The sequence below is a fragment of the Ulvibacterium sp. genome (assembly GCF_965248315.1).
Taxonomy (GTDB): Bacteria; Bacteroidota; Bacteroidia; order Flavobacteriales; family Flavobacteriaceae; genus Ulvibacterium.
This window is the reverse complement of sequence record NZ_CBDFIX010000002.1, coordinates 308,422-333,107: the sequence shown is the minus strand read 5'-3', so window position 1 is coordinate 333,107 and position 24,686 is coordinate 308,422. Positions and strand designations below refer to the sequence as shown.

General features: G+C 41.0%; 23 protein-coding genes. 12 read left to right on the top strand and 11 right to left on the bottom strand.

The window, feature by feature from the left end; translation table 11 throughout:
* Positions 1 to 60 precede the first annotated feature (60 nt).
* The 3 genes from ACP2AF_RS02960 to ACP2AF_RS02950 all read left to right on the top strand — a co-directional run bounded on the left by ACP2AF_RS02960 (position 61) and on the right by ACP2AF_RS02950 (position 1,676).
* Positions 61 to 315 (top strand): SemiSWEET family sugar transporter, encoded by a 255-nt coding sequence (locus tag ACP2AF_RS02960; protein ID WP_425234751.1) that lies wholly within the window; start codon positions 61 to 63, stop codon positions 313 to 315.
* Between the two features lie 159 nt (positions 316 to 474).
* A complete protein-coding gene (locus ACP2AF_RS02955; RefSeq protein WP_425234750.1) occupies positions 475 to 1,170 on the top strand; it encodes a zinc metallopeptidase in 696 nt (231 codons plus the stop codon).
* Between the two features lie 74 nt (positions 1,171 to 1,244).
* A complete protein-coding gene (locus ACP2AF_RS02950; protein ID WP_425234749.1) occupies positions 1,245 to 1,676 on the top strand; it encodes an N-acetyltransferase family protein in 432 nt (143 codons plus the stop codon).
* Here the strand turns inward: ACP2AF_RS02950 and ACP2AF_RS02945 are convergent.
* Together ACP2AF_RS02945 and ACP2AF_RS02940 are read right to left on the bottom strand one after the other, a co-directional pair.
* Positions 1,673 to 2,143, bottom strand: coding sequence for an Lrp/AsnC ligand binding domain-containing protein (locus tag ACP2AF_RS02945; RefSeq protein ID WP_425234748.1), 471 nt, complete (start codon positions 2,141 to 2,143; stop codon positions 1,673 to 1,675). The two genes, ACP2AF_RS02950 and ACP2AF_RS02945, sit on opposite strands and share 4 nt — an antisense overlap.
* Positions 2,144 to 2,268: 125 nt before the next feature.
* The gene (locus ACP2AF_RS02940; RefSeq protein ID WP_425234747.1) at positions 2,269 to 3,642 is read right to left on the bottom strand and encodes a saccharopine dehydrogenase family protein; all 1,374 of its coding nucleotides are present in this window, start codon (positions 3,640 to 3,642) and stop codon (positions 2,269 to 2,271) included.
* A gap of 86 nt (positions 3,643 to 3,728) precedes the next feature.
* Here ACP2AF_RS02940 and ACP2AF_RS02935 point away from each other — a divergent pair, with 86 nt between their 5' ends.
* A complete protein-coding gene (locus tag ACP2AF_RS02935) occupies positions 3,729 to 4,115 on the top strand; it encodes a DUF423 domain-containing protein (RefSeq protein ID WP_425234746.1) in 387 nt (128 codons plus the stop codon).
* A gap of 36 nt (positions 4,116 to 4,151) precedes the next feature.
* The gene (pckA, locus tag ACP2AF_RS02930) at positions 4,152 to 5,762 is read left to right on the top strand and encodes a phosphoenolpyruvate carboxykinase (ATP) (protein ID WP_425238003.1); all 1,611 of its coding nucleotides are present in this window, start codon (positions 4,152 to 4,154) and stop codon (positions 5,760 to 5,762) included.
* A 74-nt stretch (positions 5,763 to 5,836) separates the two neighbouring features.
* On the opposite strand, the gene ACP2AF_RS02925 is transcribed toward pckA, so the two are convergent.
* Genes ACP2AF_RS02925 through ACP2AF_RS02915 form a run of 3 tightly spaced genes read right to left on the bottom strand, consistent with a single transcriptional unit; the run spans position 5,837 to position 8,913 of the window.
* Positions 5,837 to 6,583, bottom strand: coding sequence for a uroporphyrinogen-III synthase (locus tag ACP2AF_RS02925; protein ID WP_120710403.1), 747 nt, complete (start codon positions 6,581 to 6,583; stop codon positions 5,837 to 5,839).
* Between the two features lie 6 nt (positions 6,584 to 6,589).
* Positions 6,590 to 7,246: a DUF4271 domain-containing protein gene (locus ACP2AF_RS02920; protein WP_425234745.1), complete on the bottom strand. Its 657-nt coding sequence runs from the start codon at positions 7,244 to 7,246 to the stop codon at positions 6,590 to 6,592.
* Entirely contained in the window at positions 7,246 to 8,913 is a 1,668-nt protein-coding gene (locus ACP2AF_RS02915; protein WP_425234744.1) for an ArnT family glycosyltransferase, read from the bottom strand. Before ACP2AF_RS02915 ends, ACP2AF_RS02920 begins: the two co-directional genes overlap by 1 nt.
* Positions 8,914 to 9,043: 130 nt before the next feature.
* Here ACP2AF_RS02915 and ACP2AF_RS02910 point away from each other — a divergent pair, with 130 nt between their 5' ends.
* The 3 genes from ACP2AF_RS02910 to ACP2AF_RS02900 are packed head-to-tail and all read left to right on the top strand — an operon-like array spanning position 9,044 to position 11,538.
* Entirely contained in the window at positions 9,044 to 9,772 is a 729-nt protein-coding gene (locus ACP2AF_RS02910; protein ID WP_425234743.1) for a polyprenol monophosphomannose synthase, read from the top strand.
* 1 nt (position 9,773) lies between these two features.
* A complete protein-coding gene (locus ACP2AF_RS02905; protein ID WP_425234742.1) occupies positions 9,774 to 11,108 on the top strand; it encodes a dihydroorotase in 1,335 nt (444 codons plus the stop codon).
* A gap of 1 nt (position 11,109) precedes the next feature.
* Entirely contained in the window at positions 11,110 to 11,538 is a 429-nt protein-coding gene (locus tag ACP2AF_RS02900; protein WP_425234741.1) for a DUF4296 domain-containing protein, read from the top strand.
* On the opposite strand, the gene ACP2AF_RS02895 is transcribed toward ACP2AF_RS02900, so the two are convergent.
* Complete coding sequence (locus tag ACP2AF_RS02895) at positions 11,519 to 12,526, bottom strand: NAD-dependent epimerase/dehydratase family protein (RefSeq protein ID WP_425234740.1); 1,008 nt, start codon at positions 12,524 to 12,526, stop codon at positions 11,519 to 11,521. The two genes, ACP2AF_RS02900 and ACP2AF_RS02895, sit on opposite strands and share 20 nt — an antisense overlap.
* 104 nt (positions 12,527 to 12,630) lie before the next feature.
* Here ACP2AF_RS02895 and tyrS point away from each other — a divergent pair, with 104 nt between their 5' ends.
* Positions 12,631 to 13,926, top strand: a complete 1,296-nt coding sequence (gene tyrS / locus ACP2AF_RS02890) for a tyrosine--tRNA ligase (protein WP_425234739.1) — start codon at positions 12,631 to 12,633, stop codon at positions 13,924 to 13,926.
* Between the two features lie 66 nt (positions 13,927 to 13,992).
* Positions 13,993 to 14,346 carry a hypothetical protein gene (locus ACP2AF_RS02885; protein ID WP_425234738.1) on the top strand — a complete coding sequence of 118 codons (354 nt, stop codon included), beginning with the start codon at positions 13,993 to 13,995 and terminating at the stop codon, positions 14,344 to 14,346.
* A gap of 5 nt (positions 14,347 to 14,351) precedes the next feature.
* Here the strand turns inward: ACP2AF_RS02885 and ACP2AF_RS02880 are convergent, their stop codons facing one another.
* The 5 genes from ACP2AF_RS02880 to ACP2AF_RS02860 form a co-directional block, all read right to left on the bottom strand.
* Positions 14,352 to 15,332, bottom strand: a complete 981-nt coding sequence (locus ACP2AF_RS02880) for an acyl transferase (RefSeq protein ID WP_425238002.1) — start codon at positions 15,330 to 15,332, stop codon at positions 14,352 to 14,354.
* Between the two features lie 94 nt (positions 15,333 to 15,426).
* Complete coding sequence (locus ACP2AF_RS02875; RefSeq protein ID WP_425234737.1) at positions 15,427 to 15,750, bottom strand: T9SS type A sorting domain-containing protein; 324 nt, start codon at positions 15,748 to 15,750, stop codon at positions 15,427 to 15,429.
* A gap of 239 nt (positions 15,751 to 15,989) precedes the next feature.
* Entirely contained in the window at positions 15,990 to 16,298 is a 309-nt protein-coding gene (locus ACP2AF_RS02870; RefSeq protein WP_425234736.1) for a T9SS type A sorting domain-containing protein, read from the bottom strand.
* A 282-nt stretch (positions 16,299 to 16,580) separates the two neighbouring features.
* Positions 16,581 to 19,625, bottom strand: coding sequence for a beta strand repeat-containing protein (locus ACP2AF_RS02865; protein WP_425234735.1), 3,045 nt, complete (start codon positions 19,623 to 19,625; stop codon positions 16,581 to 16,583).
* Positions 19,626 to 19,662: 37 nt separating this feature from the next.
* On the bottom strand, positions 19,663 to 22,575 hold the full coding sequence (locus ACP2AF_RS02860) for a TonB-dependent receptor domain-containing protein (protein ID WP_425234734.1): 2,913 nt from the start codon (positions 22,573 to 22,575) through the stop codon (positions 19,663 to 19,665).
* 288 nt (positions 22,576 to 22,863) lie between these two features.
* Between ACP2AF_RS02860 and ACP2AF_RS02855 the strand changes: the two genes are divergently transcribed.
* Complete coding sequence (locus tag ACP2AF_RS02855; RefSeq protein ID WP_425234733.1) at positions 22,864 to 23,553, top strand: response regulator transcription factor; 690 nt, start codon at positions 22,864 to 22,866, stop codon at positions 23,551 to 23,553.
* Entirely contained in the window at positions 23,553 to 24,617 is a 1,065-nt protein-coding gene (locus ACP2AF_RS02850; protein WP_425234732.1) for a sensor histidine kinase, read from the top strand. The genes ACP2AF_RS02855 and ACP2AF_RS02850 overlap by 1 nt, the downstream gene beginning before the upstream one ends.
* The last annotated feature ends 69 nt before the right edge of the window (positions 24,618 to 24,686 follow it).

The following is a 24,686-nucleotide window of genomic DNA, read 5'->3' as shown; positions in this document are numbered from 1 at the left end:
CTTTTGTACTGAATCCTTTATTCATGGATCATTCCATCTGAATTTGTTATAAAAATGACCATGAATCATATTGAAATCATTGGACTTGTTGCGGCCACTTGTACAACATCTGCCTTTGTGCCACAAGTTTATAAAGCATGGCGATATAAATCCACCAAGGACGTTTCCCTATCCATGTACTTGGTTATCATACTAGGTACCGTGCTTTGGTTTATCTATGGCATTTACCTAGATAGCATTTCTATAATGCTGGCGAATGGGATTACAGTGGTTTTGGCATTTTTGGTGGTTTTGTTGAAAATACAACACAAGTAATCAATTTAGCGTACATTTTGTCAGGATTTGTCACCCAGTCCATGTCCATAACACCTTTTGGGTATCTTGGCGGGGTTTTTGCTCAATAAAGAAAAAAGTCATTTCCGTGAATAGGGGAATCTTTTTAACTTTAATACAAATATTTAAAATTGAAAGGTTATGATGGGATATTATATATTAATTGGAGCCATTGCTTTGGTAAGCTGGTTGGTAAGTGCAAAACTTAAAAGCAAGTTCAAGCACTACTCCAAAGTGCACTTGCAGAATGGAATGAGTGGGGCGGAGATCGCAGAAAAAATGTTGGCGGATCATGGTATCCGTGATGTAAAGGTAATCTCAACCGCCGGCATGCTTACCGATCATTACAACCCAAAGAACAAAACCGTTAATTTAAGCGAAGGGGTCTATAGCCAACGCAATGCTGCGGCAGCCGCTGTCGCCGCACATGAATGTGGCCATGCGGTGCAACATGCCCAGGCCTATGAGTGGTTGACGTTGCGTTCTCAATTGGTTCCCGTAGTCAGTGTTACCTCCGGCATGTCCATGTGGGTGGTTTTCGGAGGTTTAATGTTAGGTGCAGCTGCTGGAGTGGGCCTCGGATACTGGGTTGCCGTAGCTGGATTGGTTATGATGGCTATGGCCACATTGTTCAGTTTTGTTACCTTGCCTGTGGAGTACGATGCCAGTAAAAGGGCTTTGGTATGGTTACGACAAAAGAATATGGTTACTCAACAGGAATATAAAGGTTCCGAAGATGCCCTAAAGTGGGCGGCCCGTACATATTTGGTAGCCGCTCTTGGTTCCCTGGCTACATTGGTCTACTGGGGATTACAAGTTTTTGGTGGCAGGGATTGATTTCCATGGGATAATTTAAAAATAAGAACCTGCCTTGTACAATGAACTTGGCAGGTTTTTTTATACAAAGGATTATGGAAGATAATATAACCATACGACTCGCCACAATTGATGATTTACCTGCTCTGGAAAGCGTTGGAGATCGGTTGTTCGACTATCCTATCAAACCAAATCGCACCATTGAATTTTTGGAGGACAAAAGACATCATTTGGTCTTGGCCTGTTCGGGAGAGGTAGTAGTAGGGATGGCCTCGGGATTGCATTATGTTCATCCCGATAAAGACCCTCATCTTTTTGTTAATGAAGTTTCGGTTTTGGACGAATTTCAGAATAAGGGTATCGGCCGTAAATTGGCAAGTTTTTTGGTGGAATACGGTCGCAAATTAGGGTGCAAGGAAGCTTGGGTGGCAACAGAAAAATCTAACATTGCAGCTCAAAAGGCATATTTGGCGGCTGGAGGTATTCCAGAGAAAGAGCCCATTGTACTTATCGAATTTAAATATTAAATCGAAATTTGCCGGTCGATTTGTTGAGCCAAGGAAATAAAGGTTTCCGTTCTTGAGACACCTTCAATTCGTTGTATTTCCCTATTGAGAACATACATTAAATGTTCATTGTCCCGGCAAAGTACCTTTATGAGGATGGACCAGTTTCCTGTAGTATAATGACATTCCAAAACTTCCGGTATTTTTTCTAATTGTTTAACAGCTACCGGATTGCTCATCGCCTTGTCCAAATATATACCAATGTAGGCCATGGTGGTGTACCCCATAACTTTGGGATTGATGACAAATTTAGATCCCGCCAATAGTTTGGAAGCCTCCAATTTCCGTAGTCGTTGGTGTATGGCAGCACCGGAAATACCAATATTTCGCGCAATTTCTAAAATGGGTTTGCGAGCATCTTGCATAAGAAATCTTAGAATTTTCTTGTCGATACCGTCTATTTTCACTTTTTCGTTATTGGATTTCATGATATATGTTTCAATTTGAAGATAAAATTACGAAACCTGTATAAATAGATAACCTCCTGAAGCATTTAATCTTCTACAAAAAAGAGAAAGTAATGCTATGGATAAATCATCAAAAGGCAGAAGCCCTAACTTGCCACGGAATCCGGATTGTACCCTAGGTAGGGCACCTCAAATTCCTTAAAAATGACACCTAATGTGCTGAGTTCAGAAAGAATGGGTTCATAGATTTCCTTGCTAATAGGAATCTGTACCCCTGGGGTCTTTATTTCTTTGTTCAATATCAAAAGTGTGGCTATAGCTACGGGAAGCCCCACTGTTTTGGCCATTGCGGTGTGACTATGATTTTCTCCGATTACCACCATGTTGGCATCTATTTGTCGCTTTTTTCCAGATAGCTCATAGCCAAATTTATGGTACATAACGATCATATCCTTGTCGTCTTTGGTCAAGGTCCAACTATCTTCCAGAATTTTTTGAAGCACCTGTGCGGGAGTTGCATTCTTCAGGGAGATGGTCTTTTTCGCACTAAAAAAATCCAACTCCAATAATTTCCCCCAAATGCTATCATCCTGATCTATCTTTAAATAATGCCGTAATTTAAGCTCCACTGAATCTGTCGGAGAATAAGGTAGAAACAGATTAACAAATTCGCGATAGGACATGCCTTTGGAGTTTTCTATGGTATAGCTATCGTCGGTCATTCCTAACTGAACGAACATGTTCCATGCTTTGGAAAATCCCACCCTGCGCATAGTACCTCTATAGAGGGTTAGTACATCTTCCAGTCCATAGGCTTTCCGATAATCCAGGGAATCCCGGTTGGCATAACCTTCAAAACGCCCGTACCCTTCTATCTCAAAGAACTCCGTTCGTCTAAAAAGTTTATGATAAGGAATATATTTGTACGTACCTTCTTGGATGAATTTCGCCGCGCCACCTTGTCCGGCCAATACTACATTTCTCGGATTCCAGGTAAACTTGTAGTTCCAGAGATTGGTATCGCTCTCCGGTGCTACCAACCCTCCGGTAAAGGATTCGAACAATAACATTTTTCCTCCTTTTTGCCTAATTCGATCTATGACTTGCATAGCACTCATATGATCTATTCCTGGATCTAGGCCTATTTCGTTCATGAAGACCAAGCCCTTTTCCTTAACCTTTTTATGCAACTCCCGAATTTCCGGACTAATATAGGAGGCCGTTACCAAATGTTTTCCAAAGGCGAGACAATCCTTGGCCACATTGTTATGCATGCGAGCGGGGAGCATGGAAACTACAATATCAGAATCTTCTATGACCCTTTTTCTATCGTCTTCCCTGAAAATATCGAGTTGTATTATGGTACAGGAAGGATGTTCCTTTACAGATTTGGAAATGCTATCAGGGTTCAGGTCACCAATGGTGATATGTAACTTTTGGGAGACCGCTTTTTCCAAAAGGTAGTCCAAAAGAAAGGCAGTGGATTTTCCCGCACCGATAATCAATATTTTTCGCAACATAGGTTTTACATCGTTAGTTTTGCAATTGGAACGAAATACTAAGGTATCAATTTGTTACATTTATAAAAAAAATGACTAATGAAGTTATGAACAGAACAATTTTTTTAACGGGAGCGGTTTTAGGATTACTCACGGTGCTACTGGGCGCCTTTGGGGCACATGGTCTGGGAAAGTTAGTGGATGTTAATGCCATCAAAACTTTTGAGACCGGGGTAAAATATCAAATGTACCACGCTCTTTTTTTATTGATATTAGCGAATGTATATAAGATTCCGGAGCAAAAGAAGAAATGGGTGTTTTATTGTGTCCTTATAGGAGTTATTCTATTTTCCTTCTCTATATATGCCCTGGCAACAAACAGTTTAACAAGTTTTGATTTTAAGGCGATTGCATTTTTGACCCCGATAGGCGGCACCTTTTTTATTTTGGGGTGGATACTTTTGGGCTATCACGGTTTCAAGAGTTTAAAATAGACGACTTTTAATAATAAAATATTGGTTTGAATGGATATGTCGAAACTTAATTCAGCATCTATTTCCCTTAAAAATTATGGAATTACCCATACTAACATAAAATATCAGCTAAGCCCTTCAAGTCTTCATAGGATTGCCTTGGACAAGAATATGGGAAGGGAAGCCTCATCGGGAGCTTTGGCGGTAAACACCGGGGAGTTTACGGGAAGGTCGCCCAACGATCGATTCATCGTAAAGGACAGTATCACTTCGGATAAAATTTGGTGGGGTGGTATCAATATGCCTTTTGAATCTTCCGCTTTTGATAAGCTCTACAATAAGGTCATCGCTTATTTGAACCACAAGGAACTCTACGTGCGCGATTGCTATGCGTGCGCCGATGCCAACTACCGAATGGATATTCGGGTAATTACGGAATATCCATGGTCCAACCAGTTTGTATATAATATGTTCATCCGACCTACCCAGGAGGAATTGAAGAATTTTGAACCGCAATGGACGGTAATCAATGCACCGGGATTTAGGGCTATTGCAGAAGAAGATGGTACGCGACAACACAACTTTGCTATATTGAATTTTTCCCGAAAAATTGCTTTAATAGGAGGAACGGGTTACACAGGAGAGATTAAGAAAGGAATTTTTTCTGCGCTCAATTTTATACTTCCAGTATATAAGAATACGTTACCCATGCACTGTTCTGCCAATGTTGGAAAAAAGAGGGATACCGCTATTTTCTTTGGGCTATCGGGAACCGGGAAGACGACCTTGTCCACAGATGCCACCCGAAAATTGATCGGTGACGATGAACATGGTTGGAATAATGAAAATGCCGTGTTCAATTTTGAAGGAGGATGCTATGCCAAGGTAATTGATCTTTCTCAAGAAAGTGAACCGGAAATCTTTGGAGCCATTAAAAAAGGAGCAATCCTGGAAAATGTGGTTATGAATGATAAGGGAGAAGTAGATTTTTCGGATGTTTCCATTACACAGAACACCCGTGTGAGCTATCCCCTGTATCATATTGAAAATGTTCAGCGGCCATCCATCGGCCATAACCCCAAGAACATCTTTTTTTTAACAGCGGATGCTTTTGGTGTACTTCCACCTATTTCAAAACTGACCCCTAGCCAGGCGGCATATCACTTCATTTCTGGATATACCGCCAAGGTAGCCGGAACCGAAGCTGGTGTGGTAGAACCTATCCCCTCCTTTTCTGCTTGTTTTGGGGCTCCCTTTATGCCCTTGCATCCGGCAAAATATGCCGAAATGTTAAGTAGGAAAATGACGGAGGCCGGTGTAAACGTTTGGTTGGTGAATACGGGATGGACCGGTGGATCCTACGGTGTGGGTACGCGGATGAAATTAAAATATACCCGGGCCATGATTCATGCTGTTTTAAACGGTGATTTGGGGTTGTATACCTATGATACTTATCACATCCATTCTGTGTTCGGTGTGGCACAACCAAGACGATGTCCGGGGGTTCCTACCAGCGTTCTCAGCCCTCGTGCAACCTGGAATAATGACGAAGCCTATTACAAGACCGCTTTTAAATTAACGAATGCATTCCGTGAAAACTTCAAGAAATTTGAGTCCCATGCGAGTGAGGAAATACGGCGAGGAGGGCCACAGCGATATGCCTTTTAAAAAAATCTGAATATGAATATCCAGAGTTCAAAAAGGAATCGCAAATAAGCCTCAAATTTTTTTAAAAAGGCCTTTTACTTTTTGTTTACCGTAGTAATATACTTCTGCAAAGCCATGGTCATGGAAGGTGTTTCCGGGGTCGGGGCTTTAATGTCTATGCGAAGACCGGCATCGGTGGCCGCTTTAACGGTAGAGTTTCCAAAGACTGCGATACGCGTATCGTTCTGTTCAAAATCGGGAAAATTCTTTAATAGGGACTCTATTCCGGAAGGACTAAAAAATACCAGGACATCATAGTAAACGTCACGAAGATCCGATAAGTCACTGATTACTGTCTTATAGAAAATTCCTCGGGTCCAATCGATTCCTACCTTGTCCAGAGCTTCAGGAACGGCTGGTTTAAGGGTATCCGAAGAAGGGAGTAGAAATTTTTCTTCTTTATATTTTTTGAAAAGAGGAACCAGCTCATTAAAAATTCTCTTGCCTACATAAATTTTACGCTTGCGATATACCACATATTTTTGCAGGTAATAGGCTACGGCCTCGGACTGGCAGAAGTACTTCATAGTGTCCGGCACCTTAAATCGCATTTCCTCCGCTATCCTGAAAAAATGGTCTACGGCATTACGGCTGGTAAGTATAATGGCCGTATAATTTTTTAGGTCTATTTTTTGACGACGAACACTCTTTGCATCAACCCCTTCCACATGAATAAATGGCCTGAAATCTACCTTTACTTTTTCCTTGTCAATAAGTTTTGAGTATGGGGAGTTTTCCATTTTCGGCTCCGGCTGGGAAACCAAAATCGTCTTTACTTTCATATAAACCTAGTCTTTTAGATAACTTCCAATGATGATGAACGGCGCAATTTCGAGAGCGCAAAGGTACAAAATAAAATAGAAAAAATTAGCAGTAATGAATTTTTGATGATTCTTCAACACTGTAATCCAGCCAATTGCATTTATCGAAAGAATTAAGAAAATGGATAGATAAACTACAACCTCGGAATCCTTAAAAATATAAACGAGAACCACATTGGCCAGGAACATGACCATACTGCTATAGTTTAAGTAGGATAACTTCTTAAAAATGAGTTCGCCAACAACCTTATTGACTCCAAAAACGAAACCGTTGCCCAACTGTAAAAATAGCTTTAGAAGAATGAACAATACCAATCCTCCAAGTATGATAGGGTATATAAACGGATAAGAGCCGCCTTCCTGTTGCAATAAAATTTTAGATGTAAGGAAAATGAACAGGGAAAAATTGATGATTTGAAAGAGCGTAAAAAAAACATGGAACCAATTCATCAACTTTTCCTTCTTATTATACATGAAGATGTATTTGTTATTAAAAGGTAAGATGACGAAATTTAGAAACCTCCCATAAAAAAGACTTTTGGCCACTACAATGAGCAATAGGCTTCCAAATAGCAGGAGGGTTATCCAGTCTACGGTGGTTGTGTTTCTAAAAATAGGTTCCATTACTCCAGCTTCATATTTTTCCCGTTGAGACCATAGGGTAGGTTGTTTTCTGAAATGCCGATTCTAAAATAACCGGGATTTTCAATTTTGGGTTTTGGAAACTTAAACGTAAAATTTATAGTATCATTGGGTTTTAGCGATGAAATATTTTCCGGTAACGGATGGGCCGGTAAGGGTTTAAGATCCTTTACCTGTTTATAATCATTGAGGTAGGCTATACTAAATTTAAGTTTTTTAAGGTCAATTTCAATATCATAGGGGTTGTAAACTTTGAAGAAATGTTCCTTGCCATCATTCAAATTGTGGACTCTTTGTTCAGCAATGACTTCTAATTTTCGGAAAGATTCAAAATTTGAAATATACTTGGCATTGTAGTGAGCCCCATCTACCTTAGTAAAGGAAAGATCCCCCTTTTTCATGTATTTGGAAACATAAAGGACTTTCTTGCCCTGTATTTTTCCCTCTGAATCATCTATGGAGTATTGATTTCTTCGGTACATATAATTGTTTAAGGAAAATGTAGGGTTCCCAGAATAAAAGGCATACATAGGCGCGTTACGATACGAATTTTCAAAGATTACCGGGATATCGCCTATTTCCGATTTCAACTCACTTACCCACTGCCTGTTGCCATGGGTTTCATAATAAATGGGAAAAAAGGGTTTGTATATGAGGCCAATTCGCAAGAATAATAAAATCAAAATAGTGACTGTACCAGTTCTATAGATCCATTTTCTAATAGGGGCATCCGTCAACATCCGTTGGAAGACAAGGACGGCCATAGGAATGGAAACCACAATGATCCATTGCGTCTGTACCCTTCTATTAAAACTGGAGAGAAAGAAAAAAAGTAGTACTCCATAGGTAAGATAAAGCAATGCCTTTACAAAAAGGTCGGATGATTTTGTTTTAAAAAGGGCCTTGTAAATCCAAGGGAAGGTCAATCCAAAAATGGCCACCAAATTAATTAGGAATCCCAAGGTATACTTTTCAAAATCATAGGCCCCATTGGGTCTTTCATATAAATGATACTTAATGGAAACAAAGTCGTTTTCATATAACCATACAAAATGGGGGATATAGCAAAACAAGGCAACAATTACCGCCAACCATGCAAACCTGTTGGTCACTAATCTTAGATTGGACAATAGCACAAAAAGGATAACCAAAACGGCATGATACTTACTGTACATCAAAGCGGCCATAACGACGCCCAAAACAACGCCCCACAGATAGGATGGGTTTTGAATAAATCTTTTATAAATCAGTAAAAACAAAGCTGTGAAAAATAACAAAGGTGTATCTGGCAAGGTAAAGAACCCGTAAGCATTCAGTAGGGTCATGGAAAATACCAATACAAAGAATTGGGGAATATACTTCCGTTTTTCATCACCATCTACCAGTAACCAGAGCACTATAATAGTTGCGACCGATAATATGCAACCCATAAACCGAATGCCAAGCTCGCCCTTAAAAAAAAAGCTACTGATCTTCACCAGTAAAGCCACCATAGGGGGGTGGTCAAAATACCCCCAGGCCATATTTTGGGCATAGTGCCAGTAATAAGCTTCATCAAAAATAAGTTCCGTAAAGTGGGCCTGGAATAGGTTGAGTACTAAAATTATTCCTAAAAGTAATAGAAAAAGTTTAGGTAGTTTGAATGGCATGTAAAAGCTTAGTTTGGTCAAAATTACAAATTCTGAGCATCATCCAAACCTTGGAACAAAACACAATTAGGGTCAAGTCGTTTTTACACTCTATCGAAAACACTATTTTTGTGCAAATCCTATCCTATCCATGTCGGACAGCCTCGTTATTATTCCCACTTACAACGAAATCGAAAACGTTGAGGCCATAATCCGAGCTGTTTTTGTATTGGATACCAATTTTCATATACTTATCGTAGACGATAATTCCCCGGATGGAACATCATCCATGGTGAAAAAAATGCAAGGGGAGTTTCCTAAAAGTCTGTTCTTGGAGGTGAGAAAAGAAAAATCTGGCCTGGGAACTGCCTATATTCATGGGTTTAAATGGGCCATTGCAAGAAAGTATGATTATATTTTTGAGATGGATGCCGATTTCTCCCATAACCCGACAGACTTAAAAAGACTACTCCGGGCTTGCAAAAATGAAGCTGATGTGGCGGTAGGCTCTCGTTATAAAAAAGGGGTTAATGTTGTAAACTGGCCCTTGTACAGAGTGTTATTATCATATGGAGCTTCTTTTTACGTGAAGATGGTGACCGGTATGCGCGTCCATGATCCCACAGCTGGGTTTGTATGCTACAAACGCTATGTACTGGAAAATCTAAATTTGGATTCGGTACGGTTCATTGGATATGCTTTTCAAATTGAAATGAAGTTTAGGGCATATCTCAAAGGATATAAAATAGAGGAAGTTTCCATAATATTTAGAGACCGTGAAAAAGGGAAATCAAAAATGAGTTCTTCCATTATTGGAGAGGCTATTTTTGGAGTGTTTATGATGAAAATGCGCAGTCTTTTTCAAAAAAACAGATTTTAAAATGAGTAGGCAATTAATCAAAAATGCCAAGATCGTTAACGAAAATAAGATATTTGAGAGCGATGTATTGATCAAAGATGATCTTATTCTTAAGATAGGGCGGGATATCACGGATGTAAATGCAGATACCGTAGATGCCCAAGGCAAATATCTTTTACCCGGAATCATAGATGATCAAGTTCATTTTAGGGAACCGGGGCTCACCCATAAGGGAAATATTGCTTCTGAAAGTAGGGCCGCCATTGCCGGAGGCATTACTACTTTTATGGAACAGCCCAATACAAATCCACAAACCGTTACCATAGAAAGACTGGAAGAAAAATTTGCTATGGCCGCCAATACTTCCTATGCCAATTATTCCTTTCCTTTTGGGGGAACCAATGATAACTTGGAAGAAATAAAGCGATTGGATAAAAATGCCTGTTCCGGAATAAAGTTGTTCCTCGGTTCTTCAACGGGAAACATGCTGGTGGATAACGAGGCTGTAATTGAAAAGATTTTTAGGAATACCGAAATGGTAATTTCTGCACACTGTGAGGATGAAGGAACAATACAAAGGAACCTGGCCCAATACAAGGAACAATACGGAGAAGATATACCCGTACAATTCCATCCAAGCATACGTAGTGAAGAGGCCTGTTACCTTTCTTCTTCAAAGGCCATTGCATTGGCCAAAAAAACAGGTGCCAGACTACATGTATTCCATTTATCCACCGGTAAGGAAACCCAATTGTTCCGAAATGACATTCCTTTAAAGGAGAAAAAAATAACGGCTGAAGTCTGCATACACCATCTTTGGTTTTCGGATACGGACTATAAGGATAAGGGCACCTTGATCAAATGGAACCCCGCCGTAAAGACAGCAATGGATAGAAAGCAACTTTGGGAAGCACTTTTGGACGACCGTATAGATGTAATAGCCACAGACCATGCGCCTCATACCTTACAGGAAAAGGATAACGTATATACCAAAGCTCCCTCGGGAGGGCCATTGGTACAACACGCGTTGCCCGCTATCTTGGAAAAGTATAAGGAAGGAAGCATTTCCTTGGAAAGCGTAGTGGAAAAAATGTGTCATAATCCAGCTATCTTGTTTCAGATAGAACGGCGCGGATTCGTTAGGGAAGGTTATTTTGCAGATTTGGTCCTAGTAAACCTCAATAACCCTTGGACCGTATCCAAGGATACAATTTTATACAAATGTGGATGGTCCCCCTTTGAAGGTTCCACTTTTTCTTCCAAAATATCCCATACCTTTGTAAACGGACATTTGGCTTATGAGAACGGGAAGTTTTCGGCAAAAAGAAATGCTAGGCGATTAACTTTTGAGCGATAGTATGGGACGAATAGTATGTTTTATTTTGATTGTTTTTCTTGCCTCATGTGGCGAACAGTTGATGGAAAAACCAAAAGATTTGATTCCAAAAGATCAAATGGTTGCCATCCTTAAGGATTTAGCGGTGATAAATGCAGCCAAGAACACCAATGTATCTATTCTGAGGAAACATAATATTGAACCTACGGAATATATCTTCAAGAAATACAATATAGATAGCGCACGGTTTGTTAAAAGCGATACCTATTACGCCTCCCTTCCCTCGGAGTATGAAGCCATTTATAAAGAAGTAGAAGCAAATCTGGAAAAAGAAAAGAAAGTGCTCCAAGAGGCCAATAAAATCAGTGATAGTTTAAAGGCCATTGAAATGGAAAAAAGGAGGGCCTTAAAGAAAAAAGAACCCAAAAAGGTCAAGGATTCTCTTCCTTAAACTTGGCACAACAAAATTTAATGGTATCGTCAAGAGGTTCAAAATTGAGATTTAATTGGATTTTTATTTTTTCACTGCTATACAATTCACGGTGTTTTAGGGACTGAATAGCGTTTCTTGTAATTCGTCTTCCTTGGCCCGTAAATAGGTTTCTAAGCCAATCAAACCATCTCCCTATCTCCAATTGCCATGGTTTCAATTCTTTTTTCGGTTTCCGTCTTCCCAAGGCCTCTGCCATTTGCTGCAGAATTTCCTTGAAAGTCAAATTTTTGGCTACTGTAATGAATCTTTCGTTACTTATCTCGGAGTTCATCAGGGTTACCATGATATGTATTACATCATGAACGGAAATAAAACCTGTACCTCCCGGAGGGTAATATTTATATCCCTTATTTGCAGTGGTAAATAGATCTCCGGTACCGTTGTCCCAAAAACCAGGTCCTATAATTACTCCGGGATTCAGGATTACAACGGGCAGACCTTCTTGGGAACCTCTCCAAACCTCCATTTCTGCCAGGTATTTGGTAAGGGCATAGACATTGACCTCCTGTTCGGACCATTCGTTTTCCTCGGTTGCCATGGCCCCTTCCGGACTTTTTCCTATAGTCCCTATCGTACTTACATAGCAAAGCTTCTTAATTCCTTTTTCAATACACAGGTTAACAATATTGGCGGTACCTTTTGTATTTATTTTATATAACCTTTTATAATCGCCCGGATTAAAAGATATCAATGCCGCCGCATGGTATACATATGCTACATCCTTAAACGCCGTTTCCAAAGCAGGAATATCATTAAGGTCTGCCTCTATCCATTTTATTTGTTGAAAGAGATTGTCAGCGTTTTCGGTATAATAGGCAAAGACTTTTTTAACGTTTTGAAGATTACTGTTCGGTCTGCGGATTGCCTTAATCGGGATATTTTTCTGCAACAAGTGAAGCAGCAAGTGCGCCCCTACCATTCCAGTACCTCCCGTTACCAAAACCATGACCCAAAGTTACGTATTTGGCATGGATTAATTTGGCTTTATCAAAAATCCGAAACCATTGGATTTCCTTTTATATTTGCAGCGAATTGTAAAAGATAGTTAACATGGCTACGAACTTTGTGTCGGAATTGGAATGGCGGGGAATGCTGCACGATGTTATGCCCGATACGGAAGAACATCTGTTAGGAGGAATGCAATCTGCTTATGTAGGGATAGATCCAACTGCAGATTCGTTGCACATAGGTCATTTGGTCGGTGTAATGATGCTAAGACACTTTCAATTGGCCGGTCATAAACCGTATGCCTTGGTTGGTGGAGCAACCGGAATGATAGGAGATCCCTCTGGAAAGTCTACCGAGCGAAACTTGTTGGATGAGGCCACATTGCGTCTTAATGAGGAAGCCTTAAAAGCACAATTAGCACGATTTCTTGATTTTGATAGTGAGTCCGACAATGCGGCTGTACTGGTCAATAATTACGATTGGATGAAGGATTTTTCATTTTTGGATTTCATCCGTGATGTAGGCAAGCATATTACGGTAAACTATATGATTGCCAAGGATTCCGTAAAAAAAAGACTTTCAGCGGAATCCAATGAGGGGATGTCCTTCACAGAGTTCACCTATCAATTGGTACAAGGCTATGATTTTTTGTACCTATATCAAAATCACAATTGTACGCTTCAAATGGGTGGAAGTGACCAGTGGGGCAACATTACTACCGGAACGGAGCTTATACGTAGAATAGCGGGTGGAAAGGGTTATGCCCTGACCTGCCCTCTAATAACAAAGGCAGATGGCACTAAATTTGGAAAGACCGAAGGAGGCAATATATGGTTGGATGCCCATAGGACCTCACCTTATAAATTTTACCAATATTGGTTGAACACTTCCGATGAGGATGCGGAAAAATACATTAAGATCTTCACTTTTCTTTCCAAAACGGATATTGAAGGTTTGATCGATGAACACCGTGAGGCACCCCATTTAAGAATAGTACAGCGGCGTTTGGCCGAAGAGATAACGACCATGGTGCACTCCCAGGAAGACTTGGATAATGCCATAAAAGCCAGTCAGATTCTTTTTGGGAAATCCACTTCACAAGATTTAAAACAACTGGACGAGAAGACCTTTTTGGATGTTTTTGAAGGAGTTCCCCAATCCCTTATTTCCAAAAAAGATTTGGAAAATGGATTGGATATGATCGGGGCACTTTCCGCCAAAACTAGTTTTTTGGGTTCCAATAGCGAGGCCAGAAGGGAGCTAAAACAGAATTCCATTTCAGTAAACAAAGAAAAGATCAAGGAAGATTATCTGATAACCGCTTCTGACCTTATCAATGAAAAATTTATCCTATTGCAAAGGGGGAAGAAGAATTATTTTGTTCTGGTTGTCGATTAAATCCACTTCATAAAACCAACTTTTTTCGGTTTTTGTATCTTGTTACTATAAACAATACCAATTGAAATGAAGTCGGTTGGATATGTATTATCCCTTTTTTTGCTTTTGGGATTTTTTATTTCGTGTGATGAAGATAATTGTTGTGCGAATCCCCTTGTAGGCCGTTTTGTCCATGAAATTCCGGATTGTACCGAGGAACAAACTTGTATGGAATTTGTTCATTTCCTTGATGCCTCCAGGGCCAATATACGTTTTGACGGTGGAGATACGGCATATCGATTCAATTACAGGGTGGAAGACGATGAAGTTTTTTTGGAACAAGAGCCAACCTCTAGCTTTGCACTTCACTTTCATTTTAGCATCATCGATTCACAAACCTTACAGCGTAGCGATAACGGGGATTTATGGAAGAGGGAATGATGCTTCTACAATACCATTAAATTACACCCCCGGATATCCGAATGGTCAAAACGACCCAAAACCTCAAAACTCCCATCCGCGTACCGCTTTCCTAAATCTTGGGTGGCAATAAAGGAACAGGAATGTATATTGGCCAGGTCTATGATGTTTATTCCTCCAGTCTTCCCATCCATTTGGGGTGATAGTGGATCTTCCGGATCCCGAATAAAGACCTTCATCCATGGCGGGGTTTTAAAAAGACCATTGCCTTGGGAATAGGCTTGGGACAATAGCTCCGTCATTCCGTACTCGGAATGGATTTGGCTTACACCGAACCCTCTTTTAAGGATACTGTGCAATGCTTCGCGGACCACTTCCTTTCTCCTGCCTTTCATCCCCCCGGTTTCCATAATAATGGTGTTTTTTAAAGAAAATTTATGTTTTTCCGCCAAATCCATTAAGGCAAAAGAAACCCCTAATAACAGGGTTTGGCTTTCTTGGGCATCAAGGTGAACCAACTTTTTTTTAAGACCTTGCATATCGTTGAGATAAAAACCGCTATCCGGGTGATGGCTTTGTTCAATAAGGTCTTTGGCCATATAAATTAATGAGGAGCCTTCTCTTTCCAAGTAGGATGGGAGTAATGCCAAAATGCAATATTTGGTAATGTCCCCATAAAAATGTCCAAAAGCAGTCCGGTAGCTTTTGGTGTATAGTGAAGTATCGATAATATGGTGCCTACTGGTTCGGGTATCAGTAGTTCCGCTACTGGTAAATATGATTTGTGGATTACTTCTTGAAGAGACAATTTTTTTAGTTCTAAAAAACTCGATAGGCATAAAAGGTATTTCTTCTATACCTCTCAATTGATCCGGAGTTTTTTCCAAATAATCACAGAATTCATGGTAAACGGCATTGTTGCTGTACTGAAAATTGAATATTTGCCATGCGAGGCGTTCAAACTCCAATTTTGACTTTATCTCTAATATTTTATTGGTATCTATCATGGGCTCTTGGAGGGGCAAAGGTAAGGGGATAAGGCCAAAGCATAAAAAAAGGGACCCATGATCGGGTCCCTTTCTTTCTTATTTTCAATATCGATTATTTCACGACAAGCTTTCTTGTCATGGTCTTGTTATTTTCGGTAACCTGTAACACATACACCCCCGAGACCAATTTGGAAATATTAAGGGCGTTAGATCGTATTCTGTCCGTTAGGACAACTTCCCCAAAAACGTCATAAACGGCAATTTCCTTATTGAGATTTCTTGGTGTAGTAATATATACCACATCATCAAGAGCCGGGTTGGGATATAGCTTGAAGGTGGAATTTTCCGCGGTGGAGGCAAGAGGAGTACCAACGACTTCCTGACCGTATACGGAAATAGCAAATAGCATAAAAATGCCAAAGTAGATTTTTTGCATAAGTATTGATTTGGGATCAACAGCATAAAGATACAGAAAGGGACTACGTATCCGGTGAAAATGTTGTGAAATTCGATAAATTGTAGGTGAATAAAACGAGACAAACCGTTCATCGGATTTTTTCTACCTATTATCGAATTCAAAAATTAAGAAACATATCGGGAAAGTACTGATGCAAAAAGATTTAACCTCCTTTTTTTGATGGTTAATCGGTATCGATCAGTGTCAAAAAAATAGATCTATTTAACGATAAGCTTGCGGGTGGCTACCTTATTTCTTTCAAAGACACGTAGAACATATACTCCCGCATCCAAATCGGACAAATTCAATTCATTCCCCAATAGAGTGGTCTGTAACACTTTGGTTCCCAGGACATCAAAAATCAAAATTTTCTTCGGGGCATTTTCCGTAGTAGTAATATAAACCTTGCCTTGTGTTACAGGGTTGGGATAAAGCGTAAACCCGTCTATGTCCCCATTGGTCTTGGCATCTTGCGAATAGCCGATGGAAATGAAAAATAAAAAAAAGACGAAGTAAAGGTGCTTCATAAAGTATGGGTAACAAATGGCGTACCACAAATATAGGAATTATGATATATGATGACCTTTTGAGGGCTGTAATCCTAGGAAAAATTCGATGAAATGCACAAAGCCGGCGATTTATGGGCTTTGTTATAATTTTCACGAATTTATAGAATGAACCAACCCTATCTTTTCCCTTCCCTAACTTTTAAAATTTTTGCAAACCAGTTTTAGGTAAAAATAAAAAGCCCCGCCATTAATGGCGGGGCTTTTAGAATTTTTCGCAATCTATTTTCTAATTTCTAGAACTTAGTTCGTAGCCCAAGCAAATGTTGCAACATCAACTGTAGCTGCTGCATCGTAAGCCAAAGCAGGATTTGCGTCTGCACCTTCGATTTGGACGTTGGTCAAAGGACCAGCATCGCTCATTAAAACAGAAGTTGTGTATCCACTCAAGGAAAGACCGGTGATAGTTGCCCCGGACTCCTTCTTGAACTGTAGGGCCACTTGCTCAACCTGGGCAGATGTACTTACAGCGGTCAAATTAACCAAAGATGGATTCTCGTTCTCACCATCAGCCTCTACTACGGTAGAGAAAGCCCCGGTGTGTACAACATATGCGTCGGTCAAGGTACCGTTCCAACCTTCCGTCCAGTCTATGGCATCATCCTCGTTATTCTCCAAATAGAAATTGGAAGCGGAAACAGTTCCACCAAAGAACTCTACACCATCGTCCGTACCGTTCAGGATAGCGACATTAGTGATGCTTGTTCCAGAACCAACTGCATAAAGGGAGAGACCATTATACTGTGACTCAGAGTCAATTTGTGCACCGGCGTAGTTAATGATAAGGTAATTGATGCTTCCGGAGTTATCCGTATCATCCGTACCTCCATAGATAATACCACCTACCTCTGCAGTAGCGTCTACACCTTCAGTAGTGCTGGCCTCACCGGCAATTACGAGACCTCCCCAATCACCGGGCTCTTGATTGGTAGAAGTCATAACTACGGGGTTACTAGCCGTACCTTGGATATCAATGGATCCACCTTGCTGAACAACGATATAGGTATTGGTCTCATCTCCACTCTCAACATCGGCAACAATAGTGGTGCCGGCAGGAATCGTAAGCGTGGCTCCACTCTCAACACTTAAGGATTGATTTAGGAAATAAGTAATATCGGAATCCAAAGTAGTATTGGACATAACAGAACCTGTAAGAACGGCAGACTGAGCTTCGGAATTTCCAGTGGCCCACATGAAGTCATTTATATCAACAGTAGCGGGAGCTTCATAGGTAAGTGCTGGATTTGCATCTGCACCTTCTATTTGGACGTTGGTCAAAGGACCGGCGTCGCTCATCAAAACAGAAGTAGTGTAACCACTCAAGGAAAGACCGGTAATGGTTGCGCCGGATTCTTTTTTGAATTGTAAGGCTACTTGCTCTGCTTGGGAGGAAGTACTCACTGCAGTCAAATTAACCAAAGATGGATTCTCGTTCTCACCGTCAGCCTCTACCACAGTAGAGAAAGCACCGGAATGGAATACGTAGGCGTTGGTTAAAGTTCCGTTCCAACCTTCGGTCCAGTCGATGGCATCATCCTCGTTGTTTTCCAAATAGAAGTTGGATGCAGACACCGTACCTCCGAAGAATTCCACACCGTCATCCGTACCATTCAATATGGCCACGTTATCGATAGTTGTTCCAGAACCAACGGCGTAAAGAGAAAGTCCGTTATATTGAGATTCTGAATCTATTGATGCACCGGCATAGTTGATGATTAGGTAATCGATATTACCGGAACTATCTCCATCGTCCGTACCACCATAGATGATACCACCTACCTCTGCAGTAGCGTCTACACCTTCAGTAGTGCTGGCTTCACCTGCAATTACAAGACCACCCCAGTCACCGGGCTCCTCATTGGAGGAAGTCATGATCACAGGAGCACCAGGGGTACCTTGGATATCAATAGCTCCCCCTTGTTGCACAACGATATAAGTATTGGTCTCTTCGCCCACTTCAACATCGGCAACGATTCTAGTACCGGCAGGAATAGTCAAAGTAGCACCTGCTTCAACGCTTAAGTTGCCTTCCAAGAAATAATCTGTAGTTGGATCCAATGTCAAATCTGAACCGATGGAACCGGTCAAAACATTGCTCTCAACTATGATTGCGGAATTAACCCAGGCGAACATACCAACATCAACAGTCGGAGGCCCTACATAGGACAGGCTTGGATTCGCATCGGCGCCTTCGATCTGAACATTGGCCAAAGGACCGGCATCGCTCATCAAAACAGAAGTAGTATATCCGCTCAAGGACAAGCCGGTAATGGTGGCTCCTGATTCCTTTTTGAATTGTAAGGCTACTTGCTCTGCTTGGTCTGAAGTACTTACTGCGGTAAGGTTGACCAAAGAAGGATTCTCGTTTTCACCGTCTGCTTCTACCACGGTAGAGAAAGAACCTGTATGAACCACATAGGAGTTGGTTAATGTACCGTTCCAACCTTCAGTCCAGTCAATGGCATCATCCTCATTGTTTTCCAAATAGAAGTTGGACGCGGATACTGTTCCACCAAAGAACTCAACACCATCATCCGTACCGTTCAATATGGCTACATTTTCAATGGTTGTACCGGAACCAACAGCATACAAGGAAAGACCATTATACTGAGACTCGGAATCGATTTGTGCTCCGGCGTAGTTGATAATCAAATATTCAATACTTCCTGAGTTATCCGTATCATCCGTACCACCATAAATGATACCGCCTACTTCCGCTGTGGCATCCACACCTTCCGTAGTGCTAGCTTCACCAGCGATAACAAGGCCACCCCAATCTCCTGGCGTTCCATTTGCAGAAGTCATGATTACAGGATCGGCCATGGTACCTTGGATATCAATAGAGGCACCTTGCTCAATTACGATATAGGTATTGGTTTCATCTCCAGTTTCTACTTCAGCGGTAATTGTTGTACCGGCAGGAATGGTCAAAGTAGCACCAGACTTAACACTAAATGTATTCCTAAGTGTATAGGTACTTGTGGGATCCAAGGTCAGATCTTCCGTTTGATCACCTGTCAACTCTATGGATTCTACACATGGGTCACAAGAACCACCACAATCTACACCTTCTTCATCACCATTTTGCACACCATCGGTACAGGTAGGTTCGGCTTCACATGCGTTTGGACAAGTACCGCCACAATCTACTCCGGTCTCACTGCCATTTTGTATCCCATCCGTACAGGAAGAGGTTGGTCCATCGTCATCATCGCTACAACCCGCAGCCAGAATAAGAGCCGAAGCTGCAATGAACATCATCAATAATCTAGAGATTTTCGTTTTCATAATCATTGTTGTTTTAAATTAATCATAATTAATAGTGTTAAAATCTGTATGTAAGGCCCAAATTGAAAATTCGGCCTATTTTGTATGATCGCACCTCATCCGTAAAAATCTCCCTTCTTGGCGCATTGGGCCCCAATCGCTCCTCCCTATTATCGGAGAAGGCCTCAAGTTCTGCCCTACTTGCAGAGGATAGAACATCAATGGTTTGTTTAATGAAAGGATTTAAAAGGTTCTGCCCGGTAAGTGAGACTTCAAAGTGCTCTCCGAATTCCTTGCTAACCCTGCTATTCAATACCACAAAACCTTTTTCAACAATGGCATCGTTATAACGGGTGTCCCAATCATTTTGGCTTCGGGCAAAGCCCAGGGCGAATACCTTATCGGAAGCATAACTTGCTGAAAGGTTGGCTACGAATTTATTGTCCCCGGAGGTCTCAAGGTTAAGGCTTGAGTTGGCTATCCAATCCGATGCCCCTTGGAGTCCTGCCTCTTTATTGGTGCCGTATCTAAAAGTCTCGGCGATAATATCGGGATTGTCCTCGGCTCGTATCTCTAACAAATCCTGCTCATGCCACATCCTACTTACATTTAGGACCCAACTTAATTCCGGTCCTATGGGACTGCCGTCCTCGTCATTTGTTTTTGGTTTGATCAAATCGATTTTTGACTCCAGTTCTATACCATAAACCGTAGCTTTGTCCCCGGTATTCCTAAAAGTAAACAGCGCACCATCCGAACCCCTGGCGCGTACTTTGTTGATAGGATCTTCTATAGCCTTATAAAATAAGGATGTTGAAATTAGTTGACCTCTGGTAGGAAAGAATTCCCACTTTAAATCAAAATTGTTGGAAAATGAAGCCTCTACGGCATCCTCGCCAACGGTTCCAAAAACCTGTTGACCAGTTGGTGAGATATATCGGAACGGCGCAATTTCCTTGAATTCCGGCAAGGTAATACTTCGACTTGCAGCAAATCGAATCGCATGCTCATCGTTGATGGAGTACTTCATATTAAGACTGGGATAGAAATTGGAATAATCCCGGGTAACGGTTCCGACATCCCCACCGGGTGCATTGTTCACGTCATAATCCACGACAATATCGTCCTGTTGCACCCGCAGACCGGCATTAATATTCCACTTACCGAAGCCTACATTAAATTGTGCAAAGGCCGCCCTGGACTCATATTCTCCACTGTATTCATCTTTTACCTCACCATCAACATTGGATTGAAAGGAAAGTATTTCTAGTAAATTGTTCTGAAAGTTGGCCACTGTAAAGATTTGATCTAAATCATCCAATGAGGTGGAGCTGGCCCTATTGTCATCTACATTGGCGACACCGTAAAAGGTAGATTCAAAATCCCGGGTCTTTCTTCTGTAATTGATACCCAAATCCATATAGAAGGTCTTGGTTTCCTCATCTATGAAGGTCCACCTATCCTTAATAAACCCATTGTATTCCTCATCATCTATAAATTGAGAAAGCTTTCTGGATTCAAAACCACTATTCTCAAAAAGAATTACCTGACCTGTTTCGGCCGTAAAGTTTACCACATTCCGTATTCGATTGGGTTCATCTGCATCCAACTTGTTATAACTTACGGCCCAATCCAATACATTTTTTTCGCCGAGCTTATGATTACCGATCAGTTGTTGGACAAACAATCGGGTTTGTTTTGTGTTTTGGTCACGGACGAAATCCGAGAAATTACCAATGGTTTCTTCCTGAATATTTCCAAAACCGTTTCTCCCTCCCTCGGCCACAATATCTTTCAAGGTGTTTACGAATAGGGTAACGGTCTTTACAATATGCTTTTCGTTTTGAAAGGTAAGATCCAACATACCGTTACTCACATATTCCGTTTCCCATTGGTTAAAATCGGTAATGGAATCCGTTACGGTAACCTGATCCCATATTTTAAATACACCTGGAGATAGATATTTATGAGACCTAGAGTTGGATGCCGTGGCAAAGACTTTAAATTTGTTATCAAAGAATGACTTACCCCCACTGATGTTAAAGCCAAGATTAATAGGGGAATCTACCGTACTGGCGTCCCATGACTGCCTGGTAAGTTGATCAAAAATGTTAACATCAGTATCATAAAAGCCTAACGTGGTATCGTCATAATTTGCAGTGACCTTAAAGCCGCCATCCGAGTTTCCGTCACCAACAGCATTTGTATTGGCACCACTAGAAACACCAACCTCTAATTCCCCTGTGCCCGTCAATTCTCGGGAAGCAATGTTGATATTGCCTGAGGCCTGGTCGGCTGAAGCCGATGCGGAATAGGTCTTGCTAATACTAACGTTCTGTATTATTCGAGTAGGGAAAAGCCCTAAATCAATATTCTTTTTTTCGATGTCATCCGATGGAATGGGCAGACCGTTAAAAGTTGTCACCAAATATCGGTCTCCAAGCCCTCTTACAAAAACGTCACCGGAGGCTTCACTTTCCGTAACCCCGGAAATTTTTGTGGCGGCTGATTTCACGTCGGAAATACCTAAGTTACCCAGTTCGATCGCACCTATACTTTCCTTGATTTCTATGGCTCTTTTTTGATCAAGAAGAAGAGCGGTCTCGGAATCCTTTCGAGCCACTGTGACCACTACTACCTCATCCAAGGTCATACCTTCGGAAGCGCTCATAGGAACATCCACGTTGGTCACTTTACCAGCTTCAACCACGATGTTGGGAATCTCCACCGTTTCATAGCCCAAATAGCTAAAAACAATGGTGTATGTACCAGGGTCTAGACCTGAAATTTCATAAAGTCCGTCAAAATCTGAAGTAGTTCCTTTTGTAGTTCCCTTAAGAAGTACATTGGCAAAAGCAAGGGGCTCGTTATTTAGCTCTTTGTCAGTAAGTTTGCCGACAATACTACCGGTGTCTTGGGCTTCTGTAAGCATGGTTCCAAAAAGGCAAAGACACACTATAAAATATCGCATTCAGTCATAATTTGGTTACGGCGCAAAGAACGCGAGGTGCTGTAAAAGTCGAGTTACGTCCATGTTAAACCTTTATTGCAATAATGTTATGTAAATGTTACTATATTAAATGAACGTTAAGCCGTTTCGGGATAATCCTATTATCTTTACATTTGGTGGATTAACCATTTAAAAGCGATGAAATAAGCCAAAGCAAAAGGCGAATTATCTCGAAACCCATACAAAGGCAAATGACCCGTCCATGCCAGTGTTGATGGGCTATTGATTTATTGAAACAAAAGCCAAGAGATGAAAAAAAAAGACATTAGAATACTTTTAGTGGACGATGAGCCAGATATTCTGGAAATCGTTAGTTATAACCTTTCTTCTGAAGGCTACCAAGTTTTTACCGCAAAAAATGGGGTAGAAGGTGTGGCCAAGGCGAAAAAAAAATTACCGCATCTCATTATTTTGGATGTAATGATGCCGGAAATGGACGGTATAGAAGCATGCGAAATCATGCGCAGTACCTCTGGTCTTGAAAATACCATTATTACCTTTCTCACTGCCCGAGGTGAGGATTACTCCCAAGTGGCCGGTTTTGATGCCGGTGCCGATGATTATATTACAAAGCCCATAAAACCCAAGGTTCTTGTAAGTAAGGTAAAGGCGCTACTACGTAGGTTAAAGGAAGATGCGGATCCACAAGAGGATATCGTTAAGGTGGGCAACATTGTTATTAATAGGGAGGAATACAAAATTGTGAACAACGGTAAGGAAATTGTACTTCCACGGAAGGAATTTGAACTCTTGGCACTGTTGACTTCAAAGCCCAGCAAGGTTTTTAAAAGGGAGGTAATTCTGGACAAGGTATGGGGCAATGAAGTGGTTGTAGGTGGCCGTACCATTGATGTGCATATTCGTAAGCTTCGAGAAAAAATTGGGGAAAATCATTTTAAGACGGTTAAGGGAGTAGGCTATAAGTTTGTTCTACAGTAATGGCCATTCAGCTTAAGAGGTCATATAGGTTCGCTTTTAGGTCTGCAGCCTTGATTACCCTATTGTCTTCTTTGCTTTTAGGTGGTCTTTTATATTTTCTACAGATTCTGGACTGGCCTATCATTGTCATTTTTTCATTTTTGATTTTTATCAGTTCTTTTGCCATTCTTCAGATTAGAATAGAGAAGTTCATATATAGGAGGATTAAAAAGATTTATGATGATGTGGCGCTTTTGGATTCCTCTTCCTTTACCTCTGGGCCAATTAATACAGACATGCGGACGCTTACGGCCGAAATCGAAAAGTTTGCCCAGGACAAGAAAATTGAAATAGATACATTAAAAATCCGGGAGGAGTACCGGAAAGATTTTTTGGGGAATGTTTCACACGAATTGAAGACTCCTCTTTTTACCGTTCAAGGTTATATACTTACCCTGCTGGATGGGGCTATGGATGACAAAAGCATCCGGAAGAAGTATTTGCAGCGGGCCAATAAAGCCGTGGAACGACTTATCTACATCATTAAGGATTTGGATTTGATAACCAAATTAGAAGTAGGGGACCTTAATTTGGAACGGGAAGACTTTGATATCATAGAACTTATCCATAACGTTTTTGATCTGCTGGAAATGAAAGCCGCCAAAAAAAAGATTACCCTTACTTTTGATATGGAATATCCCGAGCCTATTTATGTATATGCCGATGAGGAAAAAATCCAGCAAGTTTTGACCAATCTTTTGGTCAACTCCATTAAGTATGGCCATACCGATGGTACTTCCGAGGTGAGCGTGGAAAATCTTATCAAAAACAAGGTAATCATCAGGGTGACCGATAATGGTGAAGGGATTCCGCAAAAGCATATCCCCCGTTTGTTTGAACGTTTTTATCGTGTGGACCAAAGTGGCAGTAGAAGTGAAGGTGGTTCTGGATTGGGCCTTTCCATAGTAAAACATATTATTGAGGCCCATGACGAAAAAATCTATGTTGAAAGTGTAGAGGAAGTAGGTTCCGAATTTTCTTTTACCCTGGAAAAAGCCTCAAAAACAGAGGCACAATCCACTTGAATATTAAATTGTTTTAGACCTTGTATGGAATTGCAAACAGTAGCTTTTCCAGAACTTCGTTTCATGTAA